The 16,919-nt window shown below is 51.2% G+C and carries 18 protein-coding genes, 1 tRNA gene and 3 other RNA genes; 8 read left to right on the top strand and 14 right to left on the bottom strand.

The features are described 5' to 3' along the window. Positions 1 to 22: 22 nt before the first annotated feature. Positions 23 to 934 carry a LysR family transcriptional regulator gene (locus SK34_RS15150; RefSeq protein ID WP_003847025.1) on the bottom strand — a complete coding sequence of 304 codons (912 nt, stop codon included), beginning with the start codon at positions 932 to 934 and terminating at the stop codon, positions 23 to 25. A 108-nt stretch (positions 935 to 1,042) separates the two neighbouring features. Between SK34_RS15150 and SK34_RS15145 the strand changes: the two genes are divergently transcribed. The 6 genes from SK34_RS15145 to SK34_RS23990 all read left to right on the top strand — a co-directional run bounded on the left by SK34_RS15145 (position 1,043) and on the right by SK34_RS23990 (position 3,377). After that, positions 1,043 to 1,903 (top strand): pirin family protein, encoded by an 861-nt coding sequence (locus tag SK34_RS15145; RefSeq protein WP_003847027.1) that lies wholly within the window; start codon positions 1,043 to 1,045, stop codon positions 1,901 to 1,903. A gap of 16 nt (positions 1,904 to 1,919) precedes the next feature. Then, a complete protein-coding gene (locus SK34_RS15140) occupies positions 1,920 to 2,597 on the top strand; it encodes an isochorismatase family protein (protein WP_032936360.1) in 678 nt (225 codons plus the stop codon). 149 nt (positions 2,598 to 2,746) lie between these two features. Further along, positions 2,747 to 2,834: transfer RNA gene (locus SK34_RS15135), tRNA-Ser, on the top strand. A 44-nt stretch (positions 2,835 to 2,878) separates the two neighbouring features. Then, a non-coding RNA gene (locus tag SK34_RS24000) (RtT sRNA) lies at positions 2,879 to 3,015 on the top strand. A 44-nt stretch (positions 3,016 to 3,059) separates the two neighbouring features. After that, positions 3,060 to 3,196, top strand: a non-coding RNA gene (locus tag SK34_RS23995) — RtT sRNA. A gap of 44 nt (positions 3,197 to 3,240) precedes the next feature. Then, a non-coding RNA gene (locus SK34_RS23990) (RtT sRNA) lies at positions 3,241 to 3,377 on the top strand. Between the two features lie 142 nt (positions 3,378 to 3,519). Here SK34_RS23990 and rlmC read toward each other — a convergent pair. The 10 genes from rlmC to SK34_RS15085 form a co-directional block, all read right to left on the bottom strand. Continuing rightward, a complete protein-coding gene (gene rlmC, locus SK34_RS15130; protein ID WP_032936361.1) occupies positions 3,520 to 4,647 on the bottom strand; it encodes a 23S rRNA (uracil(747)-C(5))-methyltransferase RlmC in 1,128 nt (375 codons plus the stop codon). A 41-nt stretch (positions 4,648 to 4,688) separates the two neighbouring features. Beyond that, positions 4,689 to 5,177 carry a YbjO family protein gene (locus SK34_RS15125; protein ID WP_003035378.1) on the bottom strand — a complete coding sequence of 163 codons (489 nt, stop codon included), beginning with the start codon at positions 5,175 to 5,177 and terminating at the stop codon, positions 4,689 to 4,691. Positions 5,178 to 5,236: 59 nt separating this feature from the next. After that, positions 5,237 to 6,082 carry a putrescine ABC transporter permease PotI gene (potI, locus tag SK34_RS15120; RefSeq protein WP_003035376.1) on the bottom strand — a complete coding sequence of 282 codons (846 nt, stop codon included), beginning with the start codon at positions 6,080 to 6,082 and terminating at the stop codon, positions 5,237 to 5,239. Then, positions 6,079 to 7,032 carry a putrescine ABC transporter permease PotH gene (potH, locus tag SK34_RS15115; protein WP_003831667.1) on the bottom strand — a complete coding sequence of 318 codons (954 nt, stop codon included), beginning with the start codon at positions 7,030 to 7,032 and terminating at the stop codon, positions 6,079 to 6,081. Before potH ends, potI begins: the two co-directional genes overlap by 4 nt. A 9-nt stretch (positions 7,033 to 7,041) precedes the next feature. Beyond that, entirely contained in the window at positions 7,042 to 8,175 is a 1,134-nt protein-coding gene (gene potG, locus SK34_RS15110) for a putrescine ABC transporter ATP-binding subunit PotG (RefSeq protein WP_003845528.1), read from the bottom strand. A gap of 138 nt (positions 8,176 to 8,313) precedes the next feature. After that, positions 8,314 to 9,426 (bottom strand): spermidine/putrescine ABC transporter substrate-binding protein PotF, encoded by a 1,113-nt coding sequence (gene potF / locus SK34_RS15105; RefSeq protein ID WP_003035370.1) that lies wholly within the window; start codon positions 9,424 to 9,426, stop codon positions 8,314 to 8,316. A 433-nt stretch (positions 9,427 to 9,859) separates the two neighbouring features. After that, entirely contained in the window at positions 9,860 to 10,336 is a 477-nt protein-coding gene (locus SK34_RS15100) for a type III secretion system chaperone family protein (RefSeq protein WP_003035368.1), read from the bottom strand. 90 nt (positions 10,337 to 10,426) lie between these two features. After that, positions 10,427 to 11,329, bottom strand: coding sequence for a 30S ribosomal protein S6--L-glutamate ligase (rimK, locus tag SK34_RS15095; RefSeq protein ID WP_003836932.1), 903 nt, complete (start codon positions 11,327 to 11,329; stop codon positions 10,427 to 10,429). 59 nt (positions 11,330 to 11,388) lie between these two features. After that, positions 11,389 to 12,111: a nitroreductase NfsA gene (gene nfsA / locus SK34_RS15090; RefSeq protein WP_044701671.1), complete on the bottom strand. Its 723-nt coding sequence runs from the start codon at positions 12,109 to 12,111 to the stop codon at positions 11,389 to 11,391. Then, entirely contained in the window at positions 12,095 to 12,385 is a 291-nt protein-coding gene (locus tag SK34_RS15085) for a YbjC family protein (protein WP_003845523.1), read from the bottom strand. The genes nfsA and SK34_RS15085 overlap by 17 nt, the downstream gene beginning before the upstream one ends. A gap of 172 nt (positions 12,386 to 12,557) precedes the next feature. Between SK34_RS15085 and SK34_RS15080 the strand changes: the two genes are divergently transcribed. Continuing rightward, the gene (locus tag SK34_RS15080; protein ID WP_003035358.1) at positions 12,558 to 12,821 is read left to right on the top strand and encodes a GrxA family glutaredoxin; all 264 of its coding nucleotides are present in this window, start codon (positions 12,558 to 12,560) and stop codon (positions 12,819 to 12,821) included. Positions 12,822 to 12,855: 34 nt separating this feature from the next. Here SK34_RS15080 and SK34_RS15075 read toward each other — a convergent pair whose 3' ends face one another. Then, entirely contained in the window at positions 12,856 to 13,236 is a 381-nt protein-coding gene (locus tag SK34_RS15075; RefSeq protein WP_003035356.1) for an inner membrane protein YbjM, read from the bottom strand. A gap of 269 nt (positions 13,237 to 13,505) precedes the next feature. Between SK34_RS15075 and SK34_RS15070 the strand changes: the two genes are divergently transcribed. Beyond that, positions 13,506 to 15,191: an aspartate:alanine antiporter gene (locus SK34_RS15070; protein WP_003035354.1), complete on the top strand. Its 1,686-nt coding sequence runs from the start codon at positions 13,506 to 13,508 to the stop codon at positions 15,189 to 15,191. 279 nt (positions 15,192 to 15,470) lie between these two features. Here the strand turns inward: SK34_RS15070 and SK34_RS15065 are convergent, their stop codons facing one another. Both SK34_RS15065 and SK34_RS23975 read right to left on the bottom strand, forming a co-directional pair. Further along, the gene (locus SK34_RS15065; protein WP_048233372.1) at positions 15,471 to 16,244 is read right to left on the bottom strand and encodes a reverse transcriptase domain-containing protein; all 774 of its coding nucleotides are present in this window, start codon (positions 16,242 to 16,244) and stop codon (positions 15,471 to 15,473) included. Between the two features lie 445 nt (positions 16,245 to 16,689). Next, positions 16,690 to 16,905 (bottom strand): ogr/Delta-like zinc finger family protein, encoded by a 216-nt coding sequence (locus SK34_RS23975; protein WP_075262641.1) that lies wholly within the window; start codon positions 16,903 to 16,905, stop codon positions 16,690 to 16,692. Positions 16,906 to 16,919: the final 14 nt, after the last annotated feature.

Raw genomic sequence — 16,919 nt, 5'->3', positions numbered from 1 at the left:
TTTGTGGGCTGAGGATATGTATTTAATCCTCAATCATCCGCGCATATTCTTCCGTTAAGAAATCTACTAAAGCGCGCACTGAAGGCAATAATCCCCTGCGTGATGGAAAGACTGCGTGAATAATTTCTCGCTTCGGTTCCCAACCGTCGAGCAACGCCACCAGTTCACCCGCGGCTAATTGATCTTTTACCATCAGTTGCGGAAGTTGCACTACCCCCACACCGGCAACTGCGGCTTCACGTAGCGCCAGCATATCGGTGGTAATCATTCGCGGCGTGAAATGCACCTCTGCCCGCGCGCCCTGCGGGCCAAATAACTCCCAACGATGTACATGTTTGCCCGAGGCGAGACTCAAACCAGGCCAGCGTGTCAGCTCCGCCGGAGAGTGTAGCGCCCCCATTTGCTCGATTAACTGCGGGCTGGCATACAAACGATGCCCCCTGTCCGCCAGCACACGCATCACCAGGTCGCTATCCTCAAATGGTCTGGGCCTGACACGAATCGCCACGTCCAGACCTTCTCCAACGACGTCAACACGACGATTTGTCGCCTCCAGTTGCACTGATACGTCAGGATAACGCGCCATAAAACGAGCAAGCATCGGCCCGATATGCACATGCAGCAACGTGACCGGGCACGTCAACTTCACCACGCCACGCGGTTCAACCTGTAACGCGGCAATGGCATCCTGCGCCGCCTGCGCTTCAACCAGCATCGCCTTACAGTGTTCGTAAAAGGTTTGCCCCACTTCCGTCACGTTAAACTGGCGGGTGGTTCGCTGAATCAGTCGAACTCCCAGCCTCTCTTCCAGTTGCGCTATCCGTCGGCTTAGTTTTGATTTCGGTTCATCAAGCGCCCGACCCGCCGCCGCGAATCCTCCTTCCTCTACAACATGCACAAACCATGCAAAATCATTGAGATCTGGCTTCGTCATCTAATTGTCCTATTTATGAGACAGTGAGAACTATTTTAGCTACTACTCAGCTCGCTGTCATGAATATAAGCTTATTCACATCAAGATACCGCCACTGAGGAGACACAAATGAAACACGTAACAGGCGTCTACACCGCACCTCGCCCGCACTGGGTTGGCGATGGATTTCCGGTTCGCTCGATGTTTTCTTACCAGTCTCATGCTGAGCAACTAAGTCCGTTCCTGCTGCTGGATTACGCCGGTCCACATACGTTTACGCCGGGTAACGAAAAACGCGGCGTAGGCGAGCACCCTCACCGTGGTTTTGAGACGGTGACCATCGTTTACAGCGGCGAAGTTGAACACCGTGATTCAACCGGTCGCGGCGGCATTATCGGCCCCGGCGACGTGCAGTGGATGACTGCGGGTGCAGGAATATTACACGAAGAGTTCCATTCACCAGAATTTACCCGTCAGGGCGGCGAACTGGAAATGGTACAGCTGTGGGTCAATCTGCCAGCAAAGGACAAAATGGCCGTTCCGGGTTACCAGGGCATCAACAGCGATGTGATCCCCTCTGTCGCCCTGCCTGATGAAGCAGGAAGCGTTCGGGTGATTGCGGGCAGCTATCAGGATACAAAAGGCCCGGCACATACCTTCTCGCCGCTGAACGTTTGGGATATGCGTTTACAACGTAATCATCAGCTCACGTTGTCCCAGCCGGAAGGATGGAGCACTGCGCTGGTGGTATTGAAAGGGAATATCACCGTAAACGGCACTACGTCTGCCAGCGAAGCGCAACTGGTGGTGCTGAGCCAGCAAGGGAAAACGCTGCATATTGAAGCCTCCAGCGACGCCAGCGTACTACTGCTTTCTGGAGAACCGTTGAACGAGCCGATTGTAGGTTACGGTCCGTTTGTAATGAACACGAAACAAGAAATCGCTGAAGCCGTACGCGATTTTAACTCCGGCCGCTTTGGCCAAATCTGAATCGAAGGAGAAGAATATGTCCAGTCCTGCAAACTTTAATGGTTCACGTCCGGTCATCGATGTAAATGATTCCGTCATGCTGCTTATCGATCATCAGAGCGGGTTGTTCCAGACCGTCGGCGACATGCCAATGCCAGAACTGCGTGCGCGTGCCGCCGCGCTGGCTAAAATGGCGACCCTGGCGAAGATACCTGTGATTACCACGGCATCCGTACCGCAGGGACCTAACGGCCCGCTGATCTCTGAGATCCACGCTAATGCGCCACATGCCCAATACGTGGCGCGTAAAGGCGAAATCAACGCCTGGGATAACGAAGACTTCGTGAAAGCGGTAAAAACAACAGGTCGCAAGACGCTGATTATCGCCGGTACGATTACCAGCGTGTGCATGGCTTTCCCGGCTATCAGCGCGGTTGCGGAAGGCTATAAGGTCTTCGCAGTGATCGACGCTTCCGGTACTTACAGCAAAATGGCGCAGGAAATCACCCTGGCTCGCGTTGTTCAGGCTGGCGTCGTGCCGATGGATACCGCCGCCGTCGCGTCTGAAATTCAGGGCACATGGAACCGTGAAGACGCCGCCGAATGGGCAGAAGTGTATACCAAAGTCTTCCCGGCTTATCAGTTGCTGATCGAGAGCTACAGTAAAGCCCAGGAAGTCGTGACCAACGGCGAAAAACTGGACTCTCAGCGCTAATCCTATCCTCCGCGCCTGCCTGGGCGGAGGAATATGTATATTGCGTAACCAAACGAGAGTTAACACGTAAATTCTGCTTGACCGTTTTAGCGCAACTCCCTATAGTAGCGCCCCGTTGCCCCCCAAGCGGTCAGGCAGCAATACAATATGGTGAGGTGTCCGAGTGGCTGAAGGAGCACGCCTGGAAAGTGTGTATACGGCAACGTATCCGGGGTTCGAATCCCCGCCTCACCGCCATATTTTAAGAAGAGCTCGTACGCAAGTACGGGCTTTTTTTTCGCATGTTGCACAGCCTGGCGGGGATGAGAAGCCCGGACCGGGGTTCGACTACTGGCGCAGCCAGTTGGACAGACTGAGAGCGCAGCGAACAGACTGCCCGCAGGGCGAGCGAAGCGAGTCAATCCCCGCCTCACCGCCATATTTTAAGAAGAGCTCGTACGCAAGTACGGGCTTTTTTTTCGCATGTTGCACAGCCTGGCGGGGATGAGAAGCCCGGACCGGGGTTCGACTACTGGCGCAGCCAGTTGGACAGACTGAGAGCGCAGCGAACAGACTGCCCGCAGGGCGAGCGAAGCGAGTCAATCCCCGCCTCACCGCCATATTTAAAGAAGAGCTCGTACGCAAGTACGGGCTTTTTTTTCGCATATTGCATAGCCTGGCGGGGATGAGAAGCCCGGACCGGGGTTCGACTACTGGCGCAGCCAGTTGGACAGACTGAGAGCGCAGCGAACAGGCTGCCCGCAGGGCGAGCGAAGCGAGTCAATCCCCGCCTCACCGCCATATTTTAAGAAGAGCTCGTACGCAAGTACGGGCTTTTTTTTCGCATATTGCATTTGCCGGATGCAGTGCAAGCACCTTATCCGGCCTACGAATGACGAACAACCTGTAGGCCTGATTAGCGAAGCGCCATCAGGTATAGCAGTTATTGTCGGCTGAGTAGCGTTAACACTTCATAATGCGAGGTGTGCGGGAACATATCGAAAAGCTGAACGCGTTCAATTCGATACCCAGGCAACTCACGAATATCCTTCGCCATGGTTTGCGCATTACAGCTGGAATAAACAATAAAACGCGGTGCCATGCGGGAAAGAAAATCGCACAGCGGTTTCCCAATCCCGCGACGCGGCGGATTCACCAGCACCAGATCCGGAACTTCGCCCTGAGCGGTAGCAAACTGAGTTGAATCCAACGCCTGAAAATGCAGATTCTGCAACCCAAGTTCCTGCGCCGACTGCTTCGCGCAGGTAATCGCCTCTGGCGCGATTTCAATCCCCGTCAGTTTCATTTGCGGTGTAGCGCAGTGCAGACCAAAACCCCCAACGCCGCAAAACAGATCCCACATGTGATTAACCGGAAGCCGACGCACCCAGTCGCGCGCCGTGGCATACAACTGCCCCGCCACCACCGGGTTAGTCTGGAAGAAGCTCTGTGGGCGGATCCACAACGGTACATCGTTAAAGCGTTCCGCCAGCGCCTGTTGTTCCGTCAGGAAGATTTCTGTCTCCCCTTCCATAATCGCCATATGCACCGGCTGAATATTGGCAGTGATCACTTTTAACTGTGGGAGTTGTGCCTGCAGCCAGGGCAGCGCCGCGCGCAGCTGTGCCAGTTTTGCTTCAGAACGCAGGACAAAACGCAGCATCATGCCACCATCGAACCGGCTTTCCGTTAACAGCAAATATTTCAGTTCCCCGCGTTTACGCGCAACGTTATAGGGTGTTAATCCTGCTCGGGCGATAAACGGCTTAAGCGCGGAAAATACGGACGCAAAAGACTCAGGGTAGAGCGGACAGTCGCACAAATCTTCCGGCGTACCGTCACGATGCAACATCCCCAGCAACGGTTTTTCCACGCTGCCGCTGACCACCATTTTGGCTTTATTGCGAAACGCGCTTTCCGGACCACTGACCGGCGCGCACCATTCTCCGACCGGATAATCGGCCAGCAGATTCTGTAGATCGGCTGTTTTAGCGAAGAGTTGATCGGCGACAGGCTGTGTTATCCACTGACAGGAGCGACAGCGTTCGGCGTCATAAAGTGCGCACTGCATACAAAGACCTACAAATTAACCGGGGGCCAAGATTATACACGTTATTGCAAACGGAAGAACCGCCTGCTGGACGCAGGAACAAACAGTAGCAGCAATACCAGCATATCCGGCAGTTTTTGCATCACCAGCGTATGCAGGATTTCGCGTCTGGACTCCCCCGCAATACTGAACAGTTCGGGATATCCGTAGCCCAGCGAAGCAGCCCACAGATAGACGCTGGCGATAATCTGGGTCAACAGATAGATCCAGCGTGCCCAGTTCCGTCCTTTTACCAGCGAAAATGCACAGTAAATTTCGATAAATAGCAGCACCAGACTGCCCAGAAACACCAGCGTCAAATTCCAGGTCTGCACACTGCGATGAATAAACTCACTGGTTCCACGAAACCCAAGCGTATTAAAAATCATCAACAGATCGAGACAGCGGATCATAATAATAGCCAGCGCCGCCACCTGCACCAAAGCAGGGACGTTTAAGCGAGCATGTGATGTGGATGATTTCTTAAAAAATCCCAACGCGTCGTCTTCCATGAAAACGGCGCAACCACCACAGCTGCACCGTATAGACAGGTTGGCAGATTTTAGTTTTTTCAGCCGCGTCTTGCACGTTGGATATCGCGGATCCGTTGTTTTTCTGTTCGCGCCATCAGATACCACGCGATAAATCCGATAATTCCTACCACACCAAGAATCAGCGTCGCCAGCGCGTTGATCTCCGGGTTCACCCCCATACGTACGCTGGAGAACACCAGCATCGGTAACGTTGTGGCGCCAGGACCAGAGACAAAGCTGGCAATAACCAGATCATCGAGTGACAGCGTGAAGGCTAATAGCCAACCGGAAATCACCGCCGGCATAATCATCGGCAACGTGATGACGAAAAAGACCTTCAGCGGCGTGGCGCCAAGATCCATCGCAGCTTCCTCAATGGAATGATCCAGTTCGCGCAAACGTGAAGAAATTACCACCGCTACGTACGCTGTACAGAAGGTGACGTGCGCCAGCCAGATGGTCAGCATACCGCGATCCGCCGGCCAGCCGATGGCGTGAGCCAACGCTACAAACAGCAGCAGCAGCGACAAACCGGTAATGACATCTGGCATAACCAGCGGCGCGGTGATCATAAAGGCGAAACCATTCGAACCACGAAAACGACCAAAGCGCACCATTACCACGGCGGCGATGGTACCAAGGATTGCCGCCATCGTCGCAGCGCCTGCGGCAATCGTTAGGCTCATGCCTACGGCGCTTATCATCGCGGTATCGTGAAAAAGCTCGCCATACCAACGCGTTGACCACCCTGCCCAAACCGTCACCAGCTTCGAGCTGTTAAACGAATAGATAACCAACATCAGCATCGGCGCGTACAGGAAGGTAAAGCCAACTACCAGGATAAAAATACGCCACGGCGAGCGAACGACCGGTAAGTTATTCATCCGTGTTCCCCCACGCTTTTTTGCTGATATTTGTGGAACCACATGATCGGCACAATCAGTAACAGCAGCATAATAATGGCGACAGCAGAAGCCACCGGCCAGTCGCGGTTATTGAAAAACTCCTGCCAAAGCACACGGCCAATCATGATGCTGTCCGGGCCGCCCAGCAGCTCAGGGATAACAAACTCGCCAACAGCCGGAATAAACACCAGCATTGACCCGGCAATAATCCCGCCCTTGGTCAACGGCACAATCACGCTAAAGAAAGTCTTCAGCGGTCGGGCACCTAAATCCAGCGCCGCTTCCACCAGCGAGTAATCAATACGGGTCAGCGCGGTATAAATCGGCAGCACCATAAAGGGCAAATAGGCGTAAACAATGCCGATATAGACCGCCAGATTGGTGTGCAAAATAGTCAACGGTTGGTCGATGACACCCAGCCACATCAGAAAGTTGTTCAGGACGCCGTTGTTTTTCAGGATCCCCATCCAGGCATACACGCGAATTAAAAACGAGGTCCAGGACGGTAGGATCACCAGCAACAGCAGAATATTACGCGTTGAGGGTTTACTGTGCGCGACTGCCCATGCCAGCGGGTATCCCAGCAGCAGACAACAGATTGTCGAAATTCCCGCCACCTGTAACGATTGCAGGTAGGCATCGAAATAGAGCGGATCGTCCGTCAGTTGCAGGAAGTTGGCTAAGTTGAGCGTGATGGATAACTGATCGTCAGCCCATGAAACGAGGTCGGTATACGGTGGAATAGCCCGCGCCATTTCCGCCAAACTGATTTTGAAGACGATCAGAAACGGCAGCAGAAACAGAAGCAGCAGCCACACATACGGCAGCGCGATCACCAGCTTGCGTCCGTGCTTCATTTGCAGTCGCGACATAAACAGCGTGAATCGCCCTGCTTTATCCACACGCGCCGGAGGTTCAAGTGTACTCATCTTCGCTCCTTAAACCGTCAACACCACACAGCTGTCCGCATCCCAACATAAACGGACTTCGTCACCCCAGGTTGGTAACCCTTTACGATAACGATGCTCATTTTGTAGCTGGGCGCTCAACATCTGACCGCTTTTCAAACGTACGTGATACACCGACAAATCACCCAGATAGGCAATGTGCACCACTTCGCCCACCGCGAAGTTATAACCGTCTGGGGGAGGAGCCTCACAGAGCATGATTTTTTCCGGGCGCAGCGCAACATACACCGGGACGTTATCGACAACAGAAGCATCGGCGTCCACTTTCAGCGGATGCACCAGTCCTGGAGACTCAATAATCAGACCATCTTCCTGGCGTTCTTTCAGCAGTCCCTCAAAAACGTTTACCGAACCGATAAACTCTGCGCTGTAACGCGTGGTCGGATGCTCGTAGATCTCTTCTGGCTCACCAATCTGGACAAATTTTCCACGATTCATGATCGCAATACGACCCGCCATCGTCATGGCTTCTTCCTGATCGTGCGTCACCATCACGCAGGTCACACCGACGCGTTCCAGGATATCCACTACTTCCAGTTGCATGCGGTCTCGGAGTTTTTTATCCAGCGCCCCCATTGGTTCATCCAGCAGCAGCAGTTTTGGACGTTTTGCCAGGCTGCGCGCCAATGCCACGCGCTGACGCTGGCCGCCAGAAAGCTGATGTGGTTTGCGTTTAGCGAACTCCTGCATATGCACGAGTCCCAGCATCTCATTCACCCGACTGGCGATTTCAGCCTTCGGCAGTTTGTCCTGCTTGAGACCAAAGGCAATGTTCTGCTCGACAGTCATATGCGGAAACAAGGCGTAGGACTGAAACATCATATTAATTGGACGCAGATAAGGCGGGACATGCGCTAAATCGACGCCATCAAGCATGATTTGCCCGGTAGTCGGCAGTTCAAATCCCGCCAGCATCCGCAGCAGTGTCGATTTGCCACAGCCGGACGCGCCGAGCAGAGCAAATATTTCACCTTTGTAGATAGTAAGATTGACGTCATCAACGGCGTGCTGACCGTCAAATGACTTGGTCAGATTGCGAATTTCAAGCAGCGGGGTCAGCGCCTTGCGGATTTTCGCTTGTGGGCGTGGGGTTGCATCATTCACTCAGGTGCTCTCCGGCATAAAACAAAGAAACGGTGCAAATAACGCACCATAACGGTGCGTATTGCCGGGTTATATGTGTCCGGGCTCAACGCTGCCCGGCAGGCACAAATCCTGCCGGGTCATGTCCCAAACATCGGTTTATTTCCCGCTTTTTACCTTCGTCCATGCGCGGGTACGTACACGATCGATCTTCGGATCCTGTACTTTCAGTGTGAACAACTTAGCTCGCACATCCGCAGGCGGGTAAATACCCGGGTTGTCACGAACTTCAGGGCTGACCAGAGCCGTCGCTTCTTTGTTGGCATTGGCATAAAAAACGTGGTCGGAGATATGCGCAATCACATCAGGGCGCAGCAGGTAGTTGAGGAACTGATAGGCTTCGTCTTTGTTTTTCGCATCGGCAGGCATCGCGAATACGTCAAAGAACGCCATTGCACCTTCTTTAGGAATTGAGAAGGAAATATTGACGCCATTTTTCGCTTCTTTCGCACGGTTTGCGGCCTGCCATACGTCCCCAGCCCAGCCGATTGCAACGCAGGTATCACCGTTTGCCAGGTCGTTGATGTACTGCGAAGAGTGGAAATAGCGAATATTCGGTCGCAGTTTCAACAACAGATCCGTTGCCGGTCCGGTGTAATCATCCGCTTTGGTACTGTTTGGATCTTTACCCAAATAGTTCAGCACCGTGGCGAACACCTCTTCGGGGGCATCAAGGAAAGAGACGCCGCAGCTTTTGAGTTTTTCCAGATTTTCTGGCTTGAGGATCAAATCCCAGCTGTCAACCGGCGCATCCGGCCCCAGCACAGCTTTAACTTTATCCACGTTGTAACCAATACCGGTCGTAGCCCACATATACGGCATCGCAAACTTGTTGTCCGGATCGTGTTTGCCCACCAGCTTCAGCAGTTCAGGATCAAGGTTTTTCCAGCCCGGCAATTTGCTCTTATCCAGCGGTTGGAATACGCCCGCGGTCAGTTGACGCTCAAGGAAGCTGGCGGATGGAACGACAAGGTCAAAGCCGGTACTGCCAGCCATGAGCTTACCTTCCAGCACTTCATTGGAATCAAATACGTCATAGATGACTTTAATTCCGGTCTCTTTTTCAAAATTAGCCACCGTGTCCGGGGCAATATAATCAGACCAGTTATATATATGCAGCGTTTTTTGTTCAGCAGCGAGCGTGCCGGCAGAGACGGCCATCAGAGCACCCGCAACCAGGCCTGATAACCATTTTTTATTTAAGGCGGTCATAATCTCTTTCCTTCTGAAAGTTCGTTAACAAACGAACAAAAATGTCACACTCTAATGATATGCAAGAAACGTGCATATTCTTTCATGCGGCACCGATGTAAAGAGAGACCTCTCCTCACGCCGCTATTGCTCGCTGTCATCCGTCCAGGCATTCAACATACATTGTGGCCGTAGAACAGGTCACAAGGGGCTGTTTAAATGATGACGTTGGTAAGCTTCGCAAGAATAACTTTAGCCAGGAATTGTGGATATAGCCCAGATTAAAAAACGTCTTTTATCAATTTTTTATGCAGGAATTGTCTATGACGTAAAGCGGAAGGCGCTGAATAGAGGTGAATAATTCTTTAATGAAAGGTTAAATACAGAATAAAAACGGGCAATACGCAACCGCTCTGGCAGCGGCTGCGCAATATATGTCCAGATGCAGGAAGAATTAATGGAGGAAATGAATTTCAGCGGTGCTATTCTGCGCATCTTCTTCAGCATTAAATAACAGCTGATGCGCACCGGCTTCAAGGATCACCATCGATATCTGCTCTTCGCTCTGGCGAACAAAACATTCAAACTGCTCAAACGTCACACCCGGCATAACGGATAAAGACTGGCAAACCACCAGTTTTGGCAGATTATCATCCTGCATATCCAGAAAAGCTTTCACCGTCAGTGAGCTGGCATTGATCGCGGACAGATCGGCGGCCAGCGGCAGCAGTGCAGAAGGTCTGACTTCTGCCATCGCGGAAAACAGAATGACGTTATCGACCAAATCAACTTTTGCATCAAAGATGCCGTCAAAATTCTGCATGTGCGGCAAATGCAGCGCCTGACAGGTATCGCATTCAAAAAAACTCATGCCCAGGTCGTCGAGCCATTGACGCAACGTATCCAGAGTGGGAACGACCAGTGATGTCATAATAATGTGCGACCTCTATTGATGAAAAAAATACCGGCACAGCTTACGCAAAAAGAGCGTGTCATACCACGATTGCAATCGATATTGCGCTTAACCGCCGATTTTAAGGCAAAATTCAGGCGTAGCGTGACGTTCGATCCACTGGATCATCTTGCCAGCTATGTCTATCCCGGTGGTTTTCTCCACTCCTTCCAGCCCCGGAGACGCGTTGACCTCCATGACCAGTGGCCCTCGATCAGCGCGCAGAATATCAACGCCTGCAACGTCCAGGCCCATAGTCCGGGCGGCTTTGAGCGCAATTTCTCTTTCGCGCGGCGTGATACTCGCAATAGTCGCCACACCACCGCGATGGAGATTAGAACGAAAATCGCCCTCTTTAGCCCGTCGTTCAATGGCGGCCACTACTTCGTCGCCCACCACGAAACAGCGGATATCGCGCCCCTTAGCTTCTTTGATATATTCCTGAACCAGGATATGGGCATTCAGCCCACGAAAGGCATCTACCACGCTTTCTGCAGCCTGCCGCGTTTCCGCCAACACCACGCCAATACCCTGGGTGCCTTCAACCAGTTTCACCACCAACGGCGCACCGCCAACCATGTCAATCATGTCGCTGGTATCGTCGGGAGAGTGGGCGATCCCGGTGATGGGTAAATCAATTCCCTGACGCGCCAGCAGCTGTAGCGAACGCAGCTTATCGCGCGCTCGTGTAATCGCTACCGATTCATTCAACGGATAGCTACCCAGCATCTCAAACTGGCGCAGCGCCGCCGTCCCATAAAAGGTAATCGCGGAACCAATCCGCGGGATCACCGCGTCGAAATGGGGAAGCTGACGACCCTTGTAATGAATTGAAGATGCCGCCGGACTGATGTTCATATAGCAAGAAAGGGGATCGATAACTTCAACCAGGTGACCGCGCTGCATCGCCGCTTCACGCAGGCGTTTACAAGAATAGAGCGTTCCGTCCCGGGACAAAATGGCAATTTTCACCCTGCACCTCTCTGAATGACCTGGTAAAAGCTGGCGTATCATACACTGGGTTAAAATCTTTAGCGCGTGGCCCATCCCTGTTTATGCAAATATTCCAGGATAAAGGGGCGACTTTCTTTAATGATGGTACGGCGAATGTGATCGCTCCAGGTGTCACGACGCGTATTGCTGCCGCGGGTCAGATAGTACTGCGCAAGCTGTTCATCATACTGCGACAAAACGTCTGTATCGAGCGGCTGATACTGGTTTTCGTGCACAACAAGCGACGCTGGCAGGCGCGGCTTGATATCCGGGTTATCCGCAGGCCAGCCAAGGCACAAACCAAACAGCGGCAGAACGTGCTGCGGCAGCTTCAGCAGTTCGGTGACCGGCTCAATATTGTTACGCAAACCGCCAATGAATACGCCGCCAAGTCCCAGCGACTCTGCCGCCGTCAACGCATTTTGCGCCATCATTGCAGTATCAACCACGCCCAGCAGCAGCTGTTCCGCCAGCCCAAGTTGCGCATCAGGGCAAATCTGCAAATGACGATTAAAATCAGCGCAAAACACCCAGAACTCAGCGGCCTGCGCCACATGCTTTTGGCCGCCAGATAAGGTAGCCAGCGATTCACGCAGAGATTTATCCGTTATACGAACGATCGTCGTGCACTGTAGAAAACTGGAGCTTGACGTTCCCTGAGCGGCGGCAATAATCGCCTCACGCTGTGCATCCGAAATATCATCATCGGTAAAATGGCGAATGGAACGGTGGCTGCGGAGTAAATCAATGGTTGGTGTCATCTCTTTTGTCTCTGTCTAAATCAGTTGAATCACCGGGTGCGCGTGACATCAGTTGCGGTGCCAGCAGTTGAGCAATACGCCACATCAACGCCACCGCAGCAGGAAGCATCAGCAGTACGCCCAGAAATATCATCACCACGCAGGCTAACGGGCTGTTAAGCGGTGCGGGCAAGGTGAGGTAATCGTTAAGCGATAGCAGCGCCAGCGATAACAAAACCATCCCAATTATTTCCAGCATCAATACGCTTTTGGGTAATACACCAATTGTGCGCATACACGGCCTCCCGGCGAAATGGCTTTCATTATAAAACGTTCCGGCTTGCCGTGTTTAACAGATATAGCTTGAGGATATCAAAGCAACAGGCTGAACCTGCTTTCCATCCGTCACAAATCGCGGCATCATAACAAGTATTGCCATCCGGCCTGATAAGTTCGAGGAGAAAGAGATGTTTGCCGTTATTTTTGGTCGCCCAGGGTGCCCGTATTGCGTGCGCGCAAAAGAATTAGCAGAAAAATTAAGCAGTGAGCATGACGATTTTAACTTCCGCTACATTGATATCCATGCTGAAGGAATTACCAAAGCAGATCTGGAAAAAACAGTAGGTAAGCCAGTTGAAACCGTTCCGCAGATTTTCGTCGATCAAAAACACATCGGCGGCTGCACGGATTTTGAAGCATGGGCAAAAGAGAATATGAATCTGTTCGCCTGATAGCTGTTTCTACGCCCTCAGCTTGAGGGCGTCATCAGTTCTTTTTCCGCCGTTGATGCTGATTGAATAAGCTACTGATAAATAAAAAACATAATGCGCCAAGCGCGCACCAAAACACCGCACTAAACAACCACGCCAGCTCTTGCCACAATGAACGCGTCGGCATAAAAACGAAACGCATCAGTAACAGGCAGCACGGCGCCGCCAACATTGCACCAAGAAGGGGTTTGAGTACTTCCCGACGATGGGAAAAAAAGCTTGCTGCAGCACCAGGTAAGATAAAAAACAACAATCCGACCTCAGGATGCCCTGCTGCTCTGAATGCCCCTTTCACGTTCAGCGTTAATGAAAGACACACCACAATAAAGAGCACAAAGCAGCAGACCGCACTCGCCCAACTTTGCTTATGTTTCAATCGTTCCTCCTGACACATTCTCTATCGAACACTCTTTTCGCCCGCAGGCGTCCAGTCAGATAAAGTAACTCGGCATTCCATGCCAAAAACACACCCACACGATTCTTATAGCCGTTGATACGTAATGAGATTAAACTAGCCGCATATATTGTTATGCTGCATTATTCGGGGCTGTGTACGATGCTATCGCCCCTTAATTTCTGGCAAAAACATTAGCGTAAATTGCCATTTCTTTCAATAGCTTACTAGTAAACAAGAAGTTAGTCTCCGTGAATATAAACGTCGCAGATTTGTTAAATGGGAATTACATCCTGTTATTATTTGTGGTCCTGGCTCTGGGCCTGTGTCTGGGCAAATTGCGTCTGGGTTCAGTCCAACTCGGTAATTCCATTGGCGTTTTAGTGGTCTCCCTATTATTAGGTCAGCAGCACTTTAGTATTAACACCGATGCATTAAATCTCGGCTTTATGCTGTTTATTTTTTGCGTCGGCGTCGAAGCCGGCCCCAACTTTTTTTCGATTTTTTTTCGCGATGGGAAAAATTATCTAATGCTTGCTCTGGTGATGGTCGGTAGCGCAATGCTGATCGCCCTGGGGCTGGGTAAGCTATTTGGCTGGGACATCGGCCTGACGGCGGGTATGCTGGCTGGCTCGATGACCTCAACGCCGGTGCTGGTCGGCGCAGGTGACACCTTGCGCCATTCAGGAATGTCAGGAACACAACTTTCAAGCGCTCTCGATAACCTGAGCTTGGGTTACGCCCTCACCTATTTGATTGGTCTGGTCAGTCTGATTGTTGGTGCGCGCTATTTGCCGAAACTTCAGCATCAGGATCTGCAAACCAGCGCCCAACAAATCGCGCGTGAACGGGGCCTGGATACTGATGCCAATCGTAAAGTTTACCTCCCGGTGATTCGCGCCTATCGCGTTGGCCCGGAGCTGGTGGCATGGGCCGATGGTAAAAATCTGCGCGAACTGGGTATTTATCGTCAGACCGGTTGTTACATTGAACGTATCCGTCGCAACGGCATTCTTGCCAACCCGGATGGTGACGCGGTGCTGCAAATGGGCGATGAGATAGCCCTGGTGGGTTATCCAGACGCCCATGCCCGCCTCGATCCCAGCTTCCGTAACGGTAAAGAGGTGTTCGATCGCGATCTGCTCGATATGCGCATCGTCACTGAAGAAATTGTAGTGAAAAACCACAATGCCGTTGGTCGTCGCCTGGCTCAGTTGAAACTGACCGACCACGGTTGTTTCCTGAACCGCGTGATCCGCAGCCAGATTGAAATGCCTATTGATGACAACGTCGTGCTCAACAAAGGTGACGTATTGCAGGTCAGCGGTGATGCTCGCCGCGTGAAAACCATTGCCGATCGTATCGGCTTCATTTCGATTCACAGTCAGGTGACCGATCTGCTGGCCTTCTGCGCCTTCTTTATCATCGGTCTGATGATCGGGATGATCACCTTCCAGTTCAGTAATTTCAGCTTCGGCATCGGGAATGCGGCTGGACTGCTGTTCGCCGGTATCATGCTGGGCTTCCTGCGAGCCAACCATCCAACGTTTGGCTACATCCCACAGGGTGCGCTGAACATGGTGAAAGAATTTGGCCTGATGGTATTCATGGCTGGCGTCGGTTTAAGCGCAGGCAGTGGCATTGGTAATGGGCTGGGGGCCGTCGGTGGTCAAATGTTGATTGCCGGTCTGGTAGTCAGCCTGGTTCCGGTTGTTATCTGTTTCTTGTTTGGTGCTTACGTATTGCGCATGAACCGCGCCCTGCTGTTTGGCGCCATGATGGGCGCACGTACCTGTGCTCCGGCAATGGAAATCATCAGCGACACCGCACGCAGCAACATCCCTGCGTTAGGCTATGCCGGGACCTACGCGATAGCCAACGTTCTGCTGACATTAGCGGGGACACTCATCGTCATTGTCTGGCCTGGCCTTGGTTAGCGCTGAAATTTACCCTTAAACGAAAATTTTTTGCAGGTAAGCAGAACTTTTCTTCAAGGTGTCAGTCATAACTATTGCCACTGCTTTTCTTTGATGTCCCCAATTTGTGGAGCCCATCAACCCCGCCGTTTTGGTTCAAGGTTGATGGGTTTTTTGTTGCCTGAAATTTATAACCAGACAAATCAATAATTTATGCCACCACATTCTCATGTTTGGCGACAAAATGGCGGCAGCAATTTCGGCTTATCGCATCCACCTTCCTGAATCAGACCATATCGGTTACAACTTCAACAGCTTCGCTTGTTCAGGATTCACGGTTTCGACGTAGTTTCTAACACCTATTTTATGTGGCTCATAATCACTCGCGTAGAAATCTATGAGAAAGTCACTCATTTTCTGTGGGGTAACTTTCATCACCCCCCTGCCCAAACTCAAGTTGAACACTTTAATAAGTATTGATGGTGCTTGAGTTTTAACCAGATTGGGCTGATAGCCCGATTTATCCATTGCAACTAGAATTTCGTCGTAAACATTTTGCAACTGAACCAAATCATTTGAAGATATGATCACATCATCCATGTACACACTGAGCTTCACATTGGGATGCTTGTTTAAGCGACGCAGTAGACTACCCAAATGACTCTTATCCAAACAAAGGGTAGCAAGCATAGGAGACTGGACAAAACCAAAAGGGAGGACGTGCTTATGGGGACTATTAGACAGGTTTCTCACAGTTGAAATTTTTGAAATTTCTCTAGCCTGAGGATAGGTAAAGTAGGCTTTTAAATCACGGGTGACTCGGCTGCGACTAGTTGACTGAAAAAATTGTTTAATATCTATAACAGCAAGAAAATCACTTTTAAGGTGTAATCTAGCTGCTTTTAGATGCCCGCCGGTTCTTAAATGATAAAAATAGAGTGGCGGAATCCACTTGTTTCTGATTGCTTGAAGTATGCGTTCCCCAACTTCACTTGCCTCAGCAGTTGGGACATAGATCCAAACCCCAGGCTTTATCTCAAACTTGTGTTCCCATCTTTGAACTTCTATTTCCATGGTGTAAACAATCGTAGTTGAAGACCATGTTAAGAACGGTGTAAACCGTACCAACTAACACTACAAATGCAGTTGCACATTTGAGCATAGCGGTAATAAGTTCTACACGCGCCTTAACTAAGCCAAGTTCGTTGATTTCCATAACTTGTTACTCCGTAGAATCCTGACGTCTCTTAGCGCAAGCGCATGGCCTAACTAAATAATAAAACTTCAACAATTTGTAAGCCCAGTAAGCCCAGCAAATCGGCGTCCAAGATGCCCAGCATATCGGCATTCGGTACGCTAGTCGCAAAGCGACAAACTCCACTTCTACGGATAGGGGACATATCCCCGCTAACGTCAGGCAGATATAATTTAACGCTAATCATCTAAAATGAATAGTTTTTGATATCTCCAGAGGCCAAATCAGCTGACTAAATTATTCAAAGTCTTCATGACCTCTCTATCAAAAAAAGGAAGTCTGGCCAGATTCTGAGGGATGAGGAGGTGCAGAGCTGATTTTTTGTGGGCGGCACACTGAACGAACAAACGTTTCATGGGTTACGAAGGTATGCCCACATTCGATGTTAGTGCACTGGTTGTAGCGTTCTTTGGTTTCATTGGAAACCTGGAAGCTGCTTCGGGTATGTGCAGCCTGCCCGCACATAGGACAATTCATCATAATAATCAGCCCTC

Origin of the sequence: Citrobacter sp. MGH104, from assembly GCF_001034485.1 — a bacterium.
GTDB classification, from domain to species: Bacteria; Pseudomonadota; Gammaproteobacteria; order Enterobacterales; family Enterobacteriaceae; genus Citrobacter; species Citrobacter freundii.
The sequence above is the reverse complement of the archived record's forward strand: the minus strand, read 5'-3'. Positions and strand labels throughout refer to the sequence as shown.

Bases quoted from the DNA above. Each gene is read 5' to 3' on its own strand.
- SK34_RS15145 (WP_003847027.1), top strand. From the start codon at position 1,043: ATGAAACACGTAACAGGCGTCTACACCGCACCTCGCCCGCACTGGGTT.
- SK34_RS15100 (WP_003035368.1), bottom strand. From the start codon at position 10,336: ATGACATCACTGGTCGTTCCCACTCTGGATACGTTGCGTCAATGGCTC.
- rlmC (WP_032936361.1), bottom strand. From the start codon at position 4,647: ATGCAGTGCGCACTTTATGACGCCGAACGCTGTCGCTCCTGTCAGTGG.
- SK34_RS15140 (WP_032936360.1), top strand. From the start codon at position 1,920: ATGTCCAGTCCTGCAAACTTTAATGGTTCACGTCCGGTCATCGATGTA.
- SK34_RS23975 (WP_075262641.1), bottom strand. From the start codon at position 16,905: ATGATGAATTGTCCTATGTGCGGGCAGGCTGCACATACCCGAAGCAGC.
- SK34_RS15150 (WP_003847025.1), bottom strand. From the start codon at position 934: ATGACGAAGCCAGATCTCAATGATTTTGCATGGTTTGTGCATGTTGTA.
- potI (WP_003035376.1), bottom strand. From the start codon at position 6,082: ATGAATAACTTACCGGTCGTTCGCTCGCCGTGGCGTATTTTTATCCTG.
- potH (WP_003831667.1), bottom strand. From the start codon at position 7,032: ATGAGTACACTTGAACCTCCGGCGCGTGTGGATAAAGCAGGGCGATTC.
- SK34_RS15125 (WP_003035378.1), bottom strand. From the start codon at position 5,177: ATGGAAGACGACGCGTTGGGATTTTTTAAGAAATCATCCACATCACAT.
- nfsA (WP_044701671.1), bottom strand. From the start codon at position 12,111: ATGACACCAACCATTGATTTACTCCGCAGCCACCGTTCCATTCGCCAT.
- potF (WP_003035370.1), bottom strand. From the start codon at position 9,426: ATGACCGCCTTAAATAAAAAATGGTTATCAGGCCTGGTTGCGGGTGCT.
- SK34_RS15065 (WP_048233372.1), bottom strand. From the start codon at position 16,244: ATGGAAATAGAAGTTCAAAGATGGGAACACAAGTTTGAGATAAAGCCT.
- SK34_RS15085 (WP_003845523.1), bottom strand. From the start codon at position 12,385: ATGCGCACAATTGGTGTATTACCCAAAAGCGTATTGATGCTGGAAATA.
- SK34_RS15080 (WP_003035358.1), top strand. From the start codon at position 12,558: ATGTTTGCCGTTATTTTTGGTCGCCCAGGGTGCCCGTATTGCGTGCGC.